The sequence below is a fragment of the Collinsella sp. LCP19S3_F2 genome, assembly GCF_052121015.1.
Taxonomy (GTDB): Bacteria; Actinomycetota; Coriobacteriia; order Coriobacteriales; family Coriobacteriaceae; genus Collinsella.
The window spans coordinates 122647-135134 of sequence record NZ_JBQKFA010000001.1; the positions used below are offsets into that span (position 1 = coordinate 122647).

A 12488-nucleotide genomic window follows, 5' to 3' on the forward strand; every position below is an offset into this window, starting at 1 on the left:
GCCCATGAGCTGGACGTTCGTGGTGCTTGCACTAGTGCTCTTTCTCTTTGCGATCTACATTGGCTTTTTGTGCGGCCAGTGGGCGTGCGAAAAGCGCGTCATCACCAAGCGCGACTACTGGATTGCCAACTTTGCAGGGGCGGCGGCAGTCGTCCTGCTGACCTGGGTGTTCTCGCCGTTCCCGCTGGTGCAGTTTGCGCCGATCGGCTGGCTTGGCGGCTTTATCGCCGGCCTTAAGATGAGCTTTGGCGAGTCCGTTGGTCCGTGGCGCAAGCACGATGAGGTCTTTAACGTCAACCAGGCTCATCGCGCCGCCGCCGACGCAGGAGACGCCGAGGAGCGCCGCCGCGCGCGTCGCAATGGCGCGGCTGACCGACAGCTCATCTCGGTCACCGATGACAGCAAGGGTGCTGGCAGGCACACTAAGAAATAGTAAGAAGAGGTAACTATGGCAGAAAACAAAGACGAACAGCTCACCGACGAGGAGCTGGCACAGCTTCAGCTGGCAGAGGAGAACGAGAACACCGTCGACCGCTTGGTCCAGGAGCTCGGCTGCCCCACGCGCCGTATCCGCCAGTTTGCCGCCCGCGTGCTGCACCTGCTTGCCGAGCGCGATCCGCAGCGCGTCGTGCCCTGCGTGCCCGCGCTGATCGAGGCGCTCGACCGCCCCGAGGCTCAGACTCGCTGGGAGGCCCTCGATGCCCTGGCGGCGCTCGCCACCACCTGCCCCGACCAGCTGGGCGATGCCTTTGAGGGCGCCGAGACCGCACTGTTTGACGAGATTTCCTCCACGCTGCGCTATGCCGCCTTCCGCCTGCTGTGCGTGTGGGGTGCCACGAGCGTCGAGCGTTCGCGCGAGGCTTGGCCCATCCTGGACGAGGCCATCCAGTGCTACCACGGTGACCTCGAGTATCGCGATATGCTCGGCTGCCTGTACGAGTTTGGCAAAGGCGAGATCGATGCCGAGATCGCCGAGAAGCTTGCGCTGCGCCTTAAGTTCGATGCCGAGAACGGCAAGGGCAGCTATCTCAAGGCCCGTTCGAGCGAGATTTGCGAAATGCTTGTTAAACGTTTTGGCCTGGATCTCTCCAAAAAGAAGAAGCGTGCTAGCGTTAAAAAATCTGACGACGCCGAAGACGAGGAGTAACAGATTATGGCGCACGATGTAGTCCTGATTCCCGGTGACGGGATCGGTCCCGAGATTACGCAGGCCATGCGCCGCGTGGTCGAGGCCGCCGGTGTCCAGATCAATTGGAACGTCCAGGAGGCCGGTGCCGGCGTCATGGACGAGTTTGGCACGCCGCTGCCCCATCATGTGCTCGATGCCGTCGCCCAGACCAAAGTTGCCATCAAGGGCCCCATCACCACGCCGGTCGGTACGGGGTTCCGCAGCGTCAACGTTGCCCTGCGTAAGTACTTCGATCTGTACGCCTGCGTGCGTCCCTGCCTGTCGCAACCGGGCGATGGCTCGCGCTTCCGCGATGTCGACCTGGTTATCGTGCGCGAGAACACCGAGGACCTCTACGCTGGTATTGAGTTCGACGAAGGCGCTGCCGAGGTCGAGGAGCTTTCACAGCTTGTCGAGCGCTCGGGTCAGAAAACCTTCGCCGCGGATTCCGCCATCTCGATCAAGCCCATCTCCATCGCCAAGAGCCGCCGTATTGTGGAGTACGCCTTTGAGTATGCTCGCCGCTGCGGCCGCAAAAAGGTGATGGCCGTGCATAAGGCCAACATCATGAAGGCGACTGACGGCCTGTTCCTGCGCGTGGCTCGCGAGGTGGCTGCCAACTATCCCGATATCGAGTTCAACGACAAGATCGTCGACGCCACCTGCATGGGTCTGGTTCAGAACCCCAACGACTTCGATGTTCTGGTCCTGCCCAATTTGTATGGCGACATTGTCAGCGACTTGTGCGCCGGTCTTGTGGGCGGCCTTGGCATGGCCCCCGGCTCCAATATCGGAGCCGACTGCGCCATCTTTGAGGCCACGCATGGCTCCGCGCCCGATATCGCTGGCCAGGATATCGCTAACCCCACGGCCGAGATTCTGTCTGCGGCTATGATGCTCGATCACCTGGGCGAGAACGATGCTGCCAATCGCATTCGCGCCGCCGTATCTGCCACGCTCGACGAGGGCGAGCAGGTTACCGGTGACGTGCGTCGTGCCCAGACCGGCTCCATTGAGGGCGCCGTGGGCACGCAGGCCTTTGCCGATGCCGTTATCGCGCATCTTGCCTAAGGGGATACGGCTTCAAACGCCTAAGCGGTACTTATACGTTTGCGGATAACCTGAGAATGAATACGCCCGGCGCTCTGTCGGGCGTATTCTATTGAGGACTATGTTTCTTAACAAGGAGTAACTGATATGGGTCTGATTCAAAAGAAGGACGAGAAGGACGAGATCGACGGCATCCAGATCATCGAGCGCGGCGAAGGCCCCGACGGTGACGAGGACGAGAAGATCGATCTGGTCGCAGGTACGTCTGCCGAGCACATTGCTGCCGGCACGACCGCCGAGGAGGAGGACGCCCGCCTGGAGGCTCAGATTGCCGCGGATGCCGCCGACGAGAACCTCATGCCTGAGGAGCAGGACGAGGACGATGACTCCGACGTGGACGACAGCGCATCCAAGCACAAGAAGACGATGATTGCCGCCTTTGTGGTCGCCATCGTGATCGCTGCTGTGGTCGGCTTCTTTATCGGCAACGGTGGTTTTGGCGGCAAGGGCGTCGGCTCGGCGACCCTCACCGAGGACCAGCTCGATTCGACCGTGGCAAGCTACAGCTACAACGGCAAGAAGAGCGACATCACCGCGCGCGAGGCCATCGAGAGCCAGTACAGCCTTGATACCGTCAAGGATAGCGATGGCAACTACACCGCTCCCTCTGCCGACGTTATCCTGTCCTACGTGCGCAACCAGATTCTGCTGGACGCTGCCGAGGATGAGGGCATCACCGTCTCTTCTAAGGAGATGAAGGAGTACGCCGAGGATTCTATCGGCACTTCGGACTACAAGACCATGGCCACGCAGTATGGCGTGTCCAAGGACCAGGCCAAGCAGATCGTCCGCCAGTCCGCAACGCTGCAGAAGCTCTACAAGAAGAAGGTGGGCGATAGCTCCGCAAGCATGCCGATCGCTCCGACCGAGCCTTCTGACGGCAACGAGGACACCGCGAGCAAGGACTACGCCGACTACATCATCAACCTTGCCGGTGACGAGTGGGATAGCAAGAAGGGCACCTGGAAGGACGCCGATAGCACCTACGCTAAGGCTTTTGCCGACGATGCCTTTACGGCCGATAGCGCTACCTATAAGCAGGCCATGACCGCCTATTACACCGCCTACCAGCAGTACTCTTCGCAGGCTTCGAGCGCCAGCTCCAAGTGGACCGAGTACGCCAACGGCCTCTACGCCAAGGCCAATATCAGCATCTACGGCCTGTTTGCGTAAAGATTGCCTGAGCCTTCGAGTACGAAGCCGAAATATCTGCTGAAGCCCCCTAGAGCGGAAATCGTTCTAGGGGGCTTTTGCGTTGGAGGGCTATCTATTGAGACGGAAAGGGCAGACTGAATGATCACGCACGTGCTTCATCGGGTCTCCCTAATTCATCTGGGAAAACAACTGTAAACGATTGCAAGTAACCGGCGAACGGTCGAAAACGACCGTTCGCCGATAATCTCAAAACTGGTTCAGACTGGTATTAAGTCAAAAAGACCAATTCACATATCTTCACAATGACCTGCAATTTTTCTACACGCTATTTTTAGCCTCCCTGCGTTGTTTAGACACGGGAAAAGATCCGATCTTTTGCCAAAGCATTTCGAAACGGTTTCAAAACCGCAGGTAGATGTGTTAACGACCGGTAAACGGTCGAAATATCACCGTGAGCGGTGCAAAAACGTTTTACTGTATGAATCAGCGAAAGCGACCTCTTCTGGGGTGATATAGTGACAACAACACGTCACGTGGTTACTACCAGTTGAGAAACCACTGGTCTTCAAAGAACGCTTTCCAAGAAGCTTTAAGGGCGAGCGCCCGCTGGCTTCCGAAAATCATCGGACTCAGATCGTACACACCTTCGGAAGGGAAATTTGAATGGTTGGCTTTATTCTTACCGGTCATGGACAGTTCGCACCCGGTCTCGCAAGCGCTATCGCTATGGTTGCCGGTGACCAGCCCGCTTTTACCGTCGTTCCTTTTGAGGGCGATCAGGCTGCTTCCTACGGTGAGGATCTCCGCGCCGCTATTACCGCCATGCGCGAGGAGTGCGATGGCGTGCTCGTCTTTACCGACCTGCTTGGCGGCACCCCGTTTAACCAGTCGATGATGATTGCCCAGGATGTCGACAACGTCGAGGTTCTGACTGGCACCAACCTCCCCATGGTTATTGAGCTTCTGTTCCTCCGCGGCAATGCCACGCTCGCCGAGCTTGGCGAGCAGGCAGTGACCGTTGGCCAGACGGGCATCACCGCCCAGACGGTCGCATCCGTTGCCGGCTCCGACGAAGAGGATATCTTCGGCGACGAGGACGGCATCTAATGGCCGATTTCGGAGCCAACGTCCTGAGCTCCTCGGTCGCTCTTTTAGGCCTGCTTGTCATCATGGGCTTGATTTACACCATCTGGTCGCAAATCAACATGAAGAAGAAGCAGAAGTACTTCAAGGAGCTGCACACCGAGCTCAAGCCGGGTCAGGAGGTTCTTTTCGCCGGCGGTATCTACGGAACCGTCAAGGGCATCGAAGGCGAGAAGGTCCAGATCAAGGTCCGATCCGGAGCCGTCGTAGATGTTTCGCGTTACGCGATTCAGGAGATCAAGTAACTGTCGTCAGCAAATAGCGAAAGGAAGCTGATCAGCATGGCAGAACCCAACATTCTTCTTACCCGCATCGATAACCGACTGATTCATGGTCAGGTTGCCACCCAGTGGAACTCCACTCTGGGCTCCAACCTCATCCTCGTCGCCAACGACGACGTGTCAACCAATACCATGCGTCAGAACCTCATGAAGATGGCCGCTCCCGCCGGCGTCGCTACGCGTTTCTTCTCCCTGCAGAAGACCATCGACGTCATCGGCAAGGCGAGCCCGCGCCAGAAGATCTTCATCGTGGCCGAAACACCGGAAGACGTGCTTACGCTCGTCAAGGGCGGTGTGCCTATAAAGAAGGTAAACATCGGCAACATGCACATGTCGGAAGGAAAGCGCCAAGTCGCCACCTCCGTCGCAGTTAACGACGAGGATGTCGCTGCGTTTAAAGAGCTGCAGGAATTGGGGGTGGAGCTGGAGATCAGGCGCGTTCCGAGCACGCCTGTTGAGGACACGAGCAAGCTCTTCTCGTAATCCTCGTGATCCACATTGTCAGGAGTGAAACCCTGACGTTCTGTACGTGATATCAAAAGTGCGTACATGCATTTTGAAAGGAGGAGCAAGATGGAATACTCGATTATCCAGGTCGCTCTGGTCTTCATCGTCACGTTCGTCGCGGCAATCGACCAGTTCAACTTCCTCGAGTCTCTCTATCAGCCCATCGTCACCGGCGCCGTCATCGGTCTTATCCTTGGCGACCTCAACACCGGTCTTCTCGTGGGTGGTACCTATCAGCTCATGACGATCGGCAACATGCCGATCGGAGGCGCTCAGCCGCCTAACGCCGTCATCGGCGGCATCATGGCAGCCGTTCTCGCAATCGCCACGGGCCTCGAGCCCAACGCGGCAGTCGGCCTTGCCATTCCGTTCGCTCTGCTTGGTCAGCTCGGCGTTACCCTGGTCTTCACGCTTATGTCGCCGCTCATGTCCTCCGCGGACAACATGGCTCACAACGCTGACACCAAGGGTATCGAGCGTCTGAACTACTTCGCCATGGCTCTGCTCGGCCTGATCTTCGCTATCGTCGTCACCCTGTTCTTCATCGCTGGCGCTACCATCGGTCAGACCATCGCTTCCGCCATCCCGGCTTGGCTGCAGACCGGTCTCTCCGCTGCAGGCGGCATGATGCGCTTCGTCGGCTTCGCCGTCCTGCTCAAGGTTATGATGAACCGCGATATGTGGGGCTTCTTCCTCATGGGCTTTGGCCTCGCGATCATCACCGTTGCCAACGATTCTCTGGCAACTCCTGCCCTGCTCATCCTCGCTCTCATCGGCTTCGGCATCGCTTTCTGGGACTTCCAGCAGCAGACCGAGCTGAAGGGTGCAGCTGTTTCTGACGGAGGTGACTTCGAAGATGGCATCTAATGAGTATGTGATCCCGGAGCACTACGAGGATCTCACTCCTGCTCCGCAGCTCGACCAGAAGACCCTCAACAAGATGGCTTGGCGCTCCTGCTTCCTGCAGGCCTCGTTCAACTACGAGCGTATGCAGGCCGCTGGCTGGCTCTACTCCATCATCCCCGGTCTGGAGAAGATCCACACCAACAAGAACGACCTCGCGGCTTCCATGAGCCACAACCTGGAGTTCTTCAACACTCACCCGTTCCTCGTCACCTTTGTTATGGGCATCGTGCTTTCGCTCGAGCAGAACAAAGTTGACATCCCCACGATTCGCGCCGTCCGCGTCGCCGCAATGGGCCCGCTCGGTGGTATCGGTGACGCCCTGTTCTGGCTGACGCTCGTGCCTATCACGGCTGGCATCACCTCCAACATGGCCATCAACGGCAACGCCGCTGCGCCGATCATCTTCCTGGTGATCTTCAACGCCGTCCAGTTCGCACTGCGCTTCTGGCTCATGAACTGGTCCTACAAGCTTGGCACCAGCGCTATTGACGCTCTGACCGCCAACATGCAGGCCTTCACGCGCGCCGCTTCCATCATGGGCGTCTTCGTCGTCGGTTGCCTGGTCGTCACCATGGGTGGCACCCAGATCAACCTCCAGATTCCCAACGGCACCACCCGTGGCCTCTCCGCTACTACCGTGATCGTCTCCGAGAAGGATGCCGAGAACTTCACCGGTATGGAGGGCATCGATACCGAGACCGCTGAGGCCGGTACCATCGCCATGACCGATAAGGACGGCAACGCCCTCACCGCTTCCGATGCCGACGGCAACGCTGTCGAGTGCGGCGTCACCGATCTGGGCAACGGCATGGAGTCCGTGACCTACGGCACCGTTACCGAGGATCCGGTCAACTTCTCTGTTGCCGACACCCTCAACACCATCGTCCCGAAGCTCGTCCCGCTTATGCTTACGCTGCTGCTTTACTACATGTTCGCTAAGCACAGCTGGACCCCGACCAAGGGCATTCTGCTGCTCTTCGTCCTGGGCATCCTGGGCGCTGGCCCGCTTGGTCTCTGGCCGAGCATCTGGTAAGGCTCTAGCTTGAGGGGTGTGTCCCTACGCGGCTCACACCCCGACCCCTTAAGCCATGTGTATGTTAAAAGCCGCGTGCTCGAAAGAGCGCGCGGCTTTTGTTTTCTTGATGATTCGGATGTGGCAGACAGATAATGTTAACCACCCAAGGTAGTAGCCGAGTTTGAGAAAATGGGAGGATAGGATGGCGATCGGGGCGCGTAAGCAACCGCTGTACGATCAGCTGGTCGATATTCTGACCGAAAAGATTGACCATGAATATCGTGCCGGTGACATGATTCCTTCCGAGCGCGAACTTTCGGAGCGCTATGGTCTCTCGCGCACCACGGTACGCCTGGCTCTGCAGGAACTGGAGCGTTTAGGACTGGTGGTTCGGCAGCACGGTCGCGGTACCTTTGTGACCGACCGTTCGGCAAAGGCAACCAATCTTATGCAGTCCTACAGCTTTACCGAACAGATGCGCGCGATGGGTCGTGACCCCGAGACCACGATTCTCGAGTTTTGCGAGATGGAGGCCGATAAGAATCTAGCCGAGCATATGGGATTGCATATCGGTGATCGCGTTTTTAAGCTCAAGCGCCTTCGTTCTGCCGACAACATGCCCATGATGGTCGAACGCAGCTATCTGCCGGTTCGTCAATTTCTGTCCCTAAAGCGACCACTGCTGGAGAGTAAGCCGCTTTACGATGTGATTGAGCAGGACTTTCAGCAAAAGATTCGCGTGGCCGAAGAGGAGTTCTATGCGAGCATAGCCCGTCCCACCGATGCCCACCTTTTGGCAATTGTCGAGGGGTCGCCTGTGCTCGATTTGGTCAGGACTACGTATAACGAGTCAAACGAGGTTGTGGAGTATACGCTCTCGGTTGCTCGTGCCGATCAGTTTAAATACAAGGTTTACCACCAGCGTAGCAACTAGTGTTCGCATCGTTTCCATATGGTGATTCCTTGCATTTAACTGGTTACTACCAGATAACCAACCGAAGTGTATAATTGCACGTCAGAGGATTACTTCTAGAGAGAGGTATTAGAAATGTTCGAGAAGAGTGTCGAGGAGCTCACCGAGCTCGGCGCCCAGATCACCACGGCCGAGATTGCTCAGCAGCCCGAGCTTTGGCGTGATACGCTCAACATCTATCGTGAGAACAAGGAGGCCATCGAGGCCTTTCTGGCCGAGGCTCGCGCTATGGGCGAGGGCCGTCTGTCCGTTGTCTTCACCGGTGCCGGTACGTCTGACTACGTTGGCGATACCTGCGCCCCGTACCTGCGTCACGCTGGCAACACTGATCTCTACGACTTTAAGCCCATTGCCACGACCGACATCGTGAGCGCCCCGCGCGACTTCCTGCGTGCCGAGGATCCCACGCTCGTGGTTTCCTTTGCCCGCTCTGGCAACAGCCCCGAGAGCCTTGCCGCCGTTGCCGTTGCCAAGGAGCTTGTCCACAACGTCAAATTCCTCAACATCACCTGCGCTCCCGAGGGCAAGCTCGCCGTCGAGTCTGCCGATGATCCCAACGCGCTGACGCTGCTCATTCCGCGCGCCAACGACAAGGGCTTCGCCATGACCGGTTCTTATTCCTGCATGACCCTGCTCGCCACCCTTATTTTCGACACTGCCTCTGACGAGCAGAAGGCCGAGTGGGTCGATACTATCGCCAAGATGGGCGAGGAGGTCATCTCCCGTGAGCCCGAGGTCGCCGATTACCTCGCTGGAGACTTCAACCGCGTGACCTACTTGGGTTCTGGCTCCTTCGGTGGCCTTGCCCAGGAGAGCCAGCTCAAGATCCTCGAGCTCGCTCACGGCCTGGTTGCCACTTCCTATGACACTTCCATGGGCTATCGTCACGGACCCAAGTCCTTCGTCGACGACAAGACCCTCGTGTTCGTGTTCGTCAACAACGACGCCTACACCCGTCAGTACGACATCGACATCCTCAATGAGATTGGTGGCGACGAGATCGCTCAGCACACCGTTGCCGTTCAGCAGGAAGGTGCCACCGTCTACGAGGGTGAGTCCTTCACCTTTAAGGGCTACGAGGCGCTTCCCGAGGGCTACCTTGCTCTGCCGTTCGTGATGTTTGCCCAGGCTATCAGCCTGCTTAACTCCGTGCGCGTGGGCAACACGCCCGACACGCCGAGCCCCACCGGCACGGTCAACCGCGTGGTCAAGGGCGTGACGATTCACCCCTTCACCGCTTAATCGCGTCCCCCTGTAAGGGCGCCCGTCCGCTCATAACGGCGGGCGGGCGCTTTTTGTTTTACGTGAGCTGGGTATAAACATCACCACAGTTAACTGCTTTAGAAGTAAGGAGTACATATGAGCACGTACGCAATTAAGGCTGACAAGTTCTTCTTGCCGGCAGGCCCGCAACAAGGCGGCTATCTTATGATCGAGGACGGCGTCTTTGGCGCTTGGCAGGCCGACGAGCCCTCCTGCGAGATCAAGGACTACACGGGATCGTGGATCGCGCCGGGCATGGTCGACACCCACATCCATGGCTTCTATAACCATTCGACTACCGATAACGATCCCGAGGGCATCGATATCAGCTCGACCGAGCTCGCCCGTCGCGGTACCACCAGCTGGCTGCCCACGACGTTCACCGATGGCGTCGAGCAGATCAAGGACGCCTGCGCCGCCATCGCTCAGGCGGACGAGGGCCGTGGCCCCGACTTCTGCGGTGCTCGCATTCAGGGCATCTACCTGGAGGGCCCTTTCTTTACCATGAAGCACGTGGGCGCGCAGAACCCCGCTTATCTTATCGATCCCTCCGAGGAGGTCTTCGATCAGTGGCAGGAGGCTGCGGGCGGTCGCATCGTTAAGAGCGCCATGGCGGCCGAGCACAACGGTGCCGCTGCTTATGCGGCTGCTCTGAACGCCAAGGGTGTGGTGACCAGCATCGGTCACTCCGACGCCACCTACGATGAGTGCATCGCCGCCATCAACGCCGGTGCCAGCTGCTTTACGCATACCTATAACGGCCAGCGCGGACTGCATCACCGTGAGCCCGGTGTTGTGGGTGCTGCCATGTCCACGCCCGAGACCTACGCCGAGATCATCTGTGACGGCAAGCACGTAAACCCTGGCGCTATCAAGGCGCTGCTGCAGGCAAAGGGCTGGCAGCATACGGTGCTCATCACCGACTGCCTGGGTTGCGGCGGCATGCCCGAGGGCAGCTACACCAGTGGCGGCATGGACGTCATCATGAAGGACAACCTGTGCTGGCTCGCCGACGGCAAGAGCATTGCCGGCTCGGTGCTCACGCTTGCCCAGGGCGTCAAGAACATCGTCGACTGGGGCATCGCCAGTGCCGATATCGCCATTCGCATGGCAACCGAGGTGCCGGCACGCTCCGTACACATCGAGGATAAGTGCGGCAGCATCATGCCGGGTCGCGACGCCGACTTTGTCGTGTTCGACCATGAGCTCACCCTCGTCGAGACGTATGTTGGCGGTCAGAGCGTCGGTAACGCCTTTACCGAGTAACGATAGAAAAAGACGGCGGGCCCGAATCTGCTCGGACCCGCCGCATGGGTTAAACGCTCAAAAGTACCTTCACAGTTACAGCTTGTTAGCGATCTTCTTTACCGTGCGCTTAACGCCGGCCACCAGGCCTCCTGCAGGATGCTCCTTCTCGTATGCGAGGCGCTTCTCGCGCTTGGCGTACTCTTCGACGATGATGTCGCCATACTCGTCTTCGATCTTGTCGAAGAAGTCGACGGCGCCCTTAATTTCCTCAGCGGTCGGGTGTCCCTTTTGGACACCGCCGGTGAGTTTGAACGGCCCCCACGTATCAAAGCCGGGACAGCCGTAGACACCCATAAAGATGGCCTGCCTCATGCGGCAGATGCCATCGATATCCTTGCCGTACCACTTGTTTTTGCCGCCGTAGGTCATAAGGCCAAACACCTTGTCCTGCGGCTGCAGCACGTTAGTGAGCACGCGTGCCATATCCTTGTCGATCTCGGAGTAATAGATGCCCGTGGCGACACCGATCAGATGATATTCGTGCAGGTTGGGATACTCGTTTTTGCCGAGCGCCTTGACGTCGAGGGTATCGATCTCGGGGTGTGCCTCGACGATGGCGTCCACGAGCTTTTTCGTATTGCCGTGATGGCGCGAGGCGTAGAGGATGATGGTTCGCATAAGAAGGCCTTCCAGCTGTAATTGCATCAATGTCTGTATGGTACCCCGTTGCATGGCTGGGATACCGGACACATCGTTGAGCGTGCGGGTTTGTCCTTTGGTCAGGGCCGAGATGGATACTTGCGAGCAAAAGCAGTTGTTCGAAAGGATGGGCAATGGTATACGCTCTCTCCAACGATTCGATTTCTATTAAGGTGTCCACGGCTGGTGGTTCGTTTACCTCGATTGAGGCCGGAGGCCGCGAGTATCTGTGGCAGGGCGATCCCGCCGTGTGGTCCGGCCAGGCACCGATTTGCTTCCCGATTTGCGGAGGCCTGCGCGATGGCAGCGCCATGACGTTTGCCGGGCATCATGTAAAGCTCGCTCGCCACGGGTTTGCGCGCAAACAGGAGTGGAAGCTGCTGAGCCAAAGCGCAAACGAGCTGGCTATGTGCCTGGCTTCGGAGGATAACGCCGCGCTGCTGAGAGATTATCCCTACCCGTTTAAGCTTGTCGCTCGTTATACGCTCGAGGACGCTGCCGTGCGCGTTTCCTATGAGGTGACCAACGAGGACACCGAGGACATGCCGTTCTTTATCGGTGGACACCCCGGCTTTAGGTGCCCGCTCGACGAGGGCGAGGCCTATACGGACTACGAGTTGCGCTTCGAGAAAGACGAGGCTGCGGAGCTTTGCACCGCCGTACCCTCGACTGGCTTGATTGATGTAGCTAACCGTTCAAAGAACCCCATGGTGGGAAAGACACTGCCCCTGTCGCATGAGCTCTTCGATTTTGCGGAGACCATCTTTGACGTGCTCGAGAGTCGTCAGGTCACGCTTTCCAAGAAGGGCGAGGACAAGGGCGTTCGCTTGAGTTTTGAGGGTTTCCCGTACCTCATCGTGTGGAGTAAGCCCGAGGGCGATTTTGTGGCAGTTGAGCCCTGGGGCGGCCTGTCGACCTGCTCCGATGAGGACGACGTACTTGAGCATAAGCGCGGCTGCCTTGTCGCCAAGCCCAAGGAGACCGTCGTTCGCTCGTTCACGATTGAGATTCTGTAATCCC

14 protein-coding genes are annotated in these 12488 nt (G+C 58.2%); 13 read left to right on the forward strand and 1 reads right to left on the reverse strand.

Annotated features, from left to right (window positions below):
* The first annotated feature begins 4 nt into the window (after positions 1 to 4).
* From ACTQX9_RS00575 to nagA, 12 genes are all read left to right on the forward strand, one after another.
* A complete protein-coding gene (locus tag ACTQX9_RS00575; protein ID WP_441540213.1) occupies positions 5 to 433 on the forward strand; it encodes a hypothetical protein in 429 nt (142 codons plus the stop codon).
* Between the two features lie 15 nt (positions 434 to 448).
* Positions 449 to 1147, forward strand: coding sequence for a hypothetical protein (locus ACTQX9_RS00580; RefSeq protein WP_427718960.1), 699 nt, complete (start codon positions 449 to 451; stop codon positions 1145 to 1147).
* 6 nt (positions 1148 to 1153) lie between these two features.
* Entirely contained in the window at positions 1154 to 2239 is a 1086-nt protein-coding gene (locus ACTQX9_RS00585) for an isocitrate/isopropylmalate dehydrogenase family protein (protein ID WP_441540214.1), read from the forward strand.
* A 126-nt stretch (positions 2240 to 2365) separates the two neighbouring features.
* Positions 2366 to 3451, forward strand: a complete 1086-nt coding sequence (locus tag ACTQX9_RS00590) for a hypothetical protein (RefSeq protein ID WP_441540215.1) — start codon at positions 2366 to 2368, stop codon at positions 3449 to 3451.
* A 645-nt stretch (positions 3452 to 4096) separates the two neighbouring features.
* The gene (locus ACTQX9_RS00595) at positions 4097 to 4540 is read left to right on the forward strand and encodes a PTS fructose transporter subunit IIA (RefSeq protein ID WP_117743271.1); all 444 of its coding nucleotides are present in this window, start codon (positions 4097 to 4099) and stop codon (positions 4538 to 4540) included.
* The gene (gene yajC / locus ACTQX9_RS00600; RefSeq protein WP_022094612.1) at positions 4540 to 4821 is read left to right on the forward strand and encodes a preprotein translocase subunit YajC; all 282 of its coding nucleotides are present in this window, start codon (positions 4540 to 4542) and stop codon (positions 4819 to 4821) included. The genes ACTQX9_RS00595 and yajC overlap by 1 nt, the downstream gene beginning before the upstream one ends.
* Before the next feature lie 36 nt (positions 4822 to 4857).
* Positions 4858 to 5340: a PTS N-acetylgalactosamine transporter subunit IIB gene (gene agaV, locus ACTQX9_RS00605; protein ID WP_154514998.1), complete on the forward strand. Its 483-nt coding sequence runs from the start codon at positions 4858 to 4860 to the stop codon at positions 5338 to 5340.
* 90 nt (positions 5341 to 5430) lie between these two features.
* The gene (locus ACTQX9_RS00610; protein WP_441540216.1) at positions 5431 to 6231 is read left to right on the forward strand and encodes a PTS mannose/fructose/sorbose/N-acetylgalactosamine transporter subunit IIC; all 801 of its coding nucleotides are present in this window, start codon (positions 5431 to 5433) and stop codon (positions 6229 to 6231) included.
* Positions 6221 to 7303: a PTS system mannose/fructose/sorbose family transporter subunit IID gene (locus ACTQX9_RS00615; protein WP_441016782.1), complete on the forward strand. Its 1083-nt coding sequence runs from the start codon at positions 6221 to 6223 to the stop codon at positions 7301 to 7303. The genes ACTQX9_RS00610 and ACTQX9_RS00615 overlap by 11 nt, the downstream gene beginning before the upstream one ends.
* Before the next feature lie 184 nt (positions 7304 to 7487).
* Entirely contained in the window at positions 7488 to 8219 is a 732-nt protein-coding gene (locus ACTQX9_RS00620; protein ID WP_154514994.1) for a GntR family transcriptional regulator, read from the forward strand.
* Between the two features lie 114 nt (positions 8220 to 8333).
* Positions 8334 to 9500 carry an SIS domain-containing protein gene (agaS, locus tag ACTQX9_RS00625; RefSeq protein WP_441540217.1) on the forward strand — a complete coding sequence of 389 codons (1167 nt, stop codon included), beginning with the start codon at positions 8334 to 8336 and terminating at the stop codon, positions 9498 to 9500.
* Positions 9501 to 9617: 117 nt separating this feature from the next.
* Positions 9618 to 10787 (forward strand): N-acetylglucosamine-6-phosphate deacetylase, encoded by a 1170-nt coding sequence (nagA, locus tag ACTQX9_RS00630; RefSeq protein ID WP_441540218.1) that lies wholly within the window; start codon positions 9618 to 9620, stop codon positions 10785 to 10787.
* A 75-nt stretch (positions 10788 to 10862) separates the two neighbouring features.
* Here nagA and ACTQX9_RS00635 read toward each other — a convergent pair whose 3' ends face one another.
* On the reverse strand, positions 10863 to 11447 hold the full coding sequence (locus tag ACTQX9_RS00635) for a flavodoxin domain-containing protein (protein ID WP_229770598.1): 585 nt from the start codon (positions 11445 to 11447) through the stop codon (positions 10863 to 10865).
* Between the two features lie 155 nt (positions 11448 to 11602).
* Between ACTQX9_RS00635 and ACTQX9_RS00640 the strand changes: the two genes are divergently transcribed.
* Positions 11603 to 12484: an aldose 1-epimerase family protein gene (locus ACTQX9_RS00640; protein ID WP_441540219.1), complete on the forward strand. Its 882-nt coding sequence runs from the start codon at positions 11603 to 11605 to the stop codon at positions 12482 to 12484.
* The last annotated feature ends 4 nt before the right edge of the window (positions 12485 to 12488 follow it).

Excerpts from the sequence above, each read along its gene's own strand:
- ACTQX9_RS00575 (WP_441540213.1), top strand. The coding sequence starts at position 5 with ATGAGCTGGACGTTCGTGGTGCTTGCACTAGTGCTCTTTCTCTTTGCG.
- ACTQX9_RS00580 (WP_427718960.1), top strand. The coding sequence starts at position 449 with ATGGCAGAAAACAAAGACGAACAGCTCACCGACGAGGAGCTGGCACAG.
- ACTQX9_RS00585 (WP_441540214.1), top strand. The coding sequence starts at position 1,154 with ATGGCGCACGATGTAGTCCTGATTCCCGGTGACGGGATCGGTCCCGAG.
- ACTQX9_RS00590 (WP_441540215.1), top strand. The coding sequence starts at position 2,366 with ATGGGTCTGATTCAAAAGAAGGACGAGAAGGACGAGATCGACGGCATC.
- ACTQX9_RS00595 (WP_117743271.1), top strand. The coding sequence starts at position 4,097 with ATGGTTGGCTTTATTCTTACCGGTCATGGACAGTTCGCACCCGGTCTC.
- yajC (WP_022094612.1), top strand. The coding sequence starts at position 4,540 with ATGGCCGATTTCGGAGCCAACGTCCTGAGCTCCTCGGTCGCTCTTTTA.
- agaV (WP_154514998.1), top strand. The coding sequence starts at position 4,858 with ATGGCAGAACCCAACATTCTTCTTACCCGCATCGATAACCGACTGATT.
- ACTQX9_RS00610 (WP_441540216.1), top strand. The coding sequence starts at position 5,431 with ATGGAATACTCGATTATCCAGGTCGCTCTGGTCTTCATCGTCACGTTC.
- ACTQX9_RS00615 (WP_441016782.1), top strand. The coding sequence starts at position 6,221 with ATGGCATCTAATGAGTATGTGATCCCGGAGCACTACGAGGATCTCACT.
- ACTQX9_RS00620 (WP_154514994.1), top strand. The coding sequence starts at position 7,488 with ATGGCGATCGGGGCGCGTAAGCAACCGCTGTACGATCAGCTGGTCGAT.
- agaS (WP_441540217.1), top strand. The coding sequence starts at position 8,334 with ATGTTCGAGAAGAGTGTCGAGGAGCTCACCGAGCTCGGCGCCCAGATC.
- nagA (WP_441540218.1), top strand. The coding sequence starts at position 9,618 with ATGAGCACGTACGCAATTAAGGCTGACAAGTTCTTCTTGCCGGCAGGC.
- ACTQX9_RS00635 (WP_229770598.1), bottom strand. The coding sequence starts at position 11,447 with ATGCGAACCATCATCCTCTACGCCTCGCGCCATCACGGCAATACGAAA.
- ACTQX9_RS00640 (WP_441540219.1), top strand. The coding sequence starts at position 11,603 with ATGGTATACGCTCTCTCCAACGATTCGATTTCTATTAAGGTGTCCACG.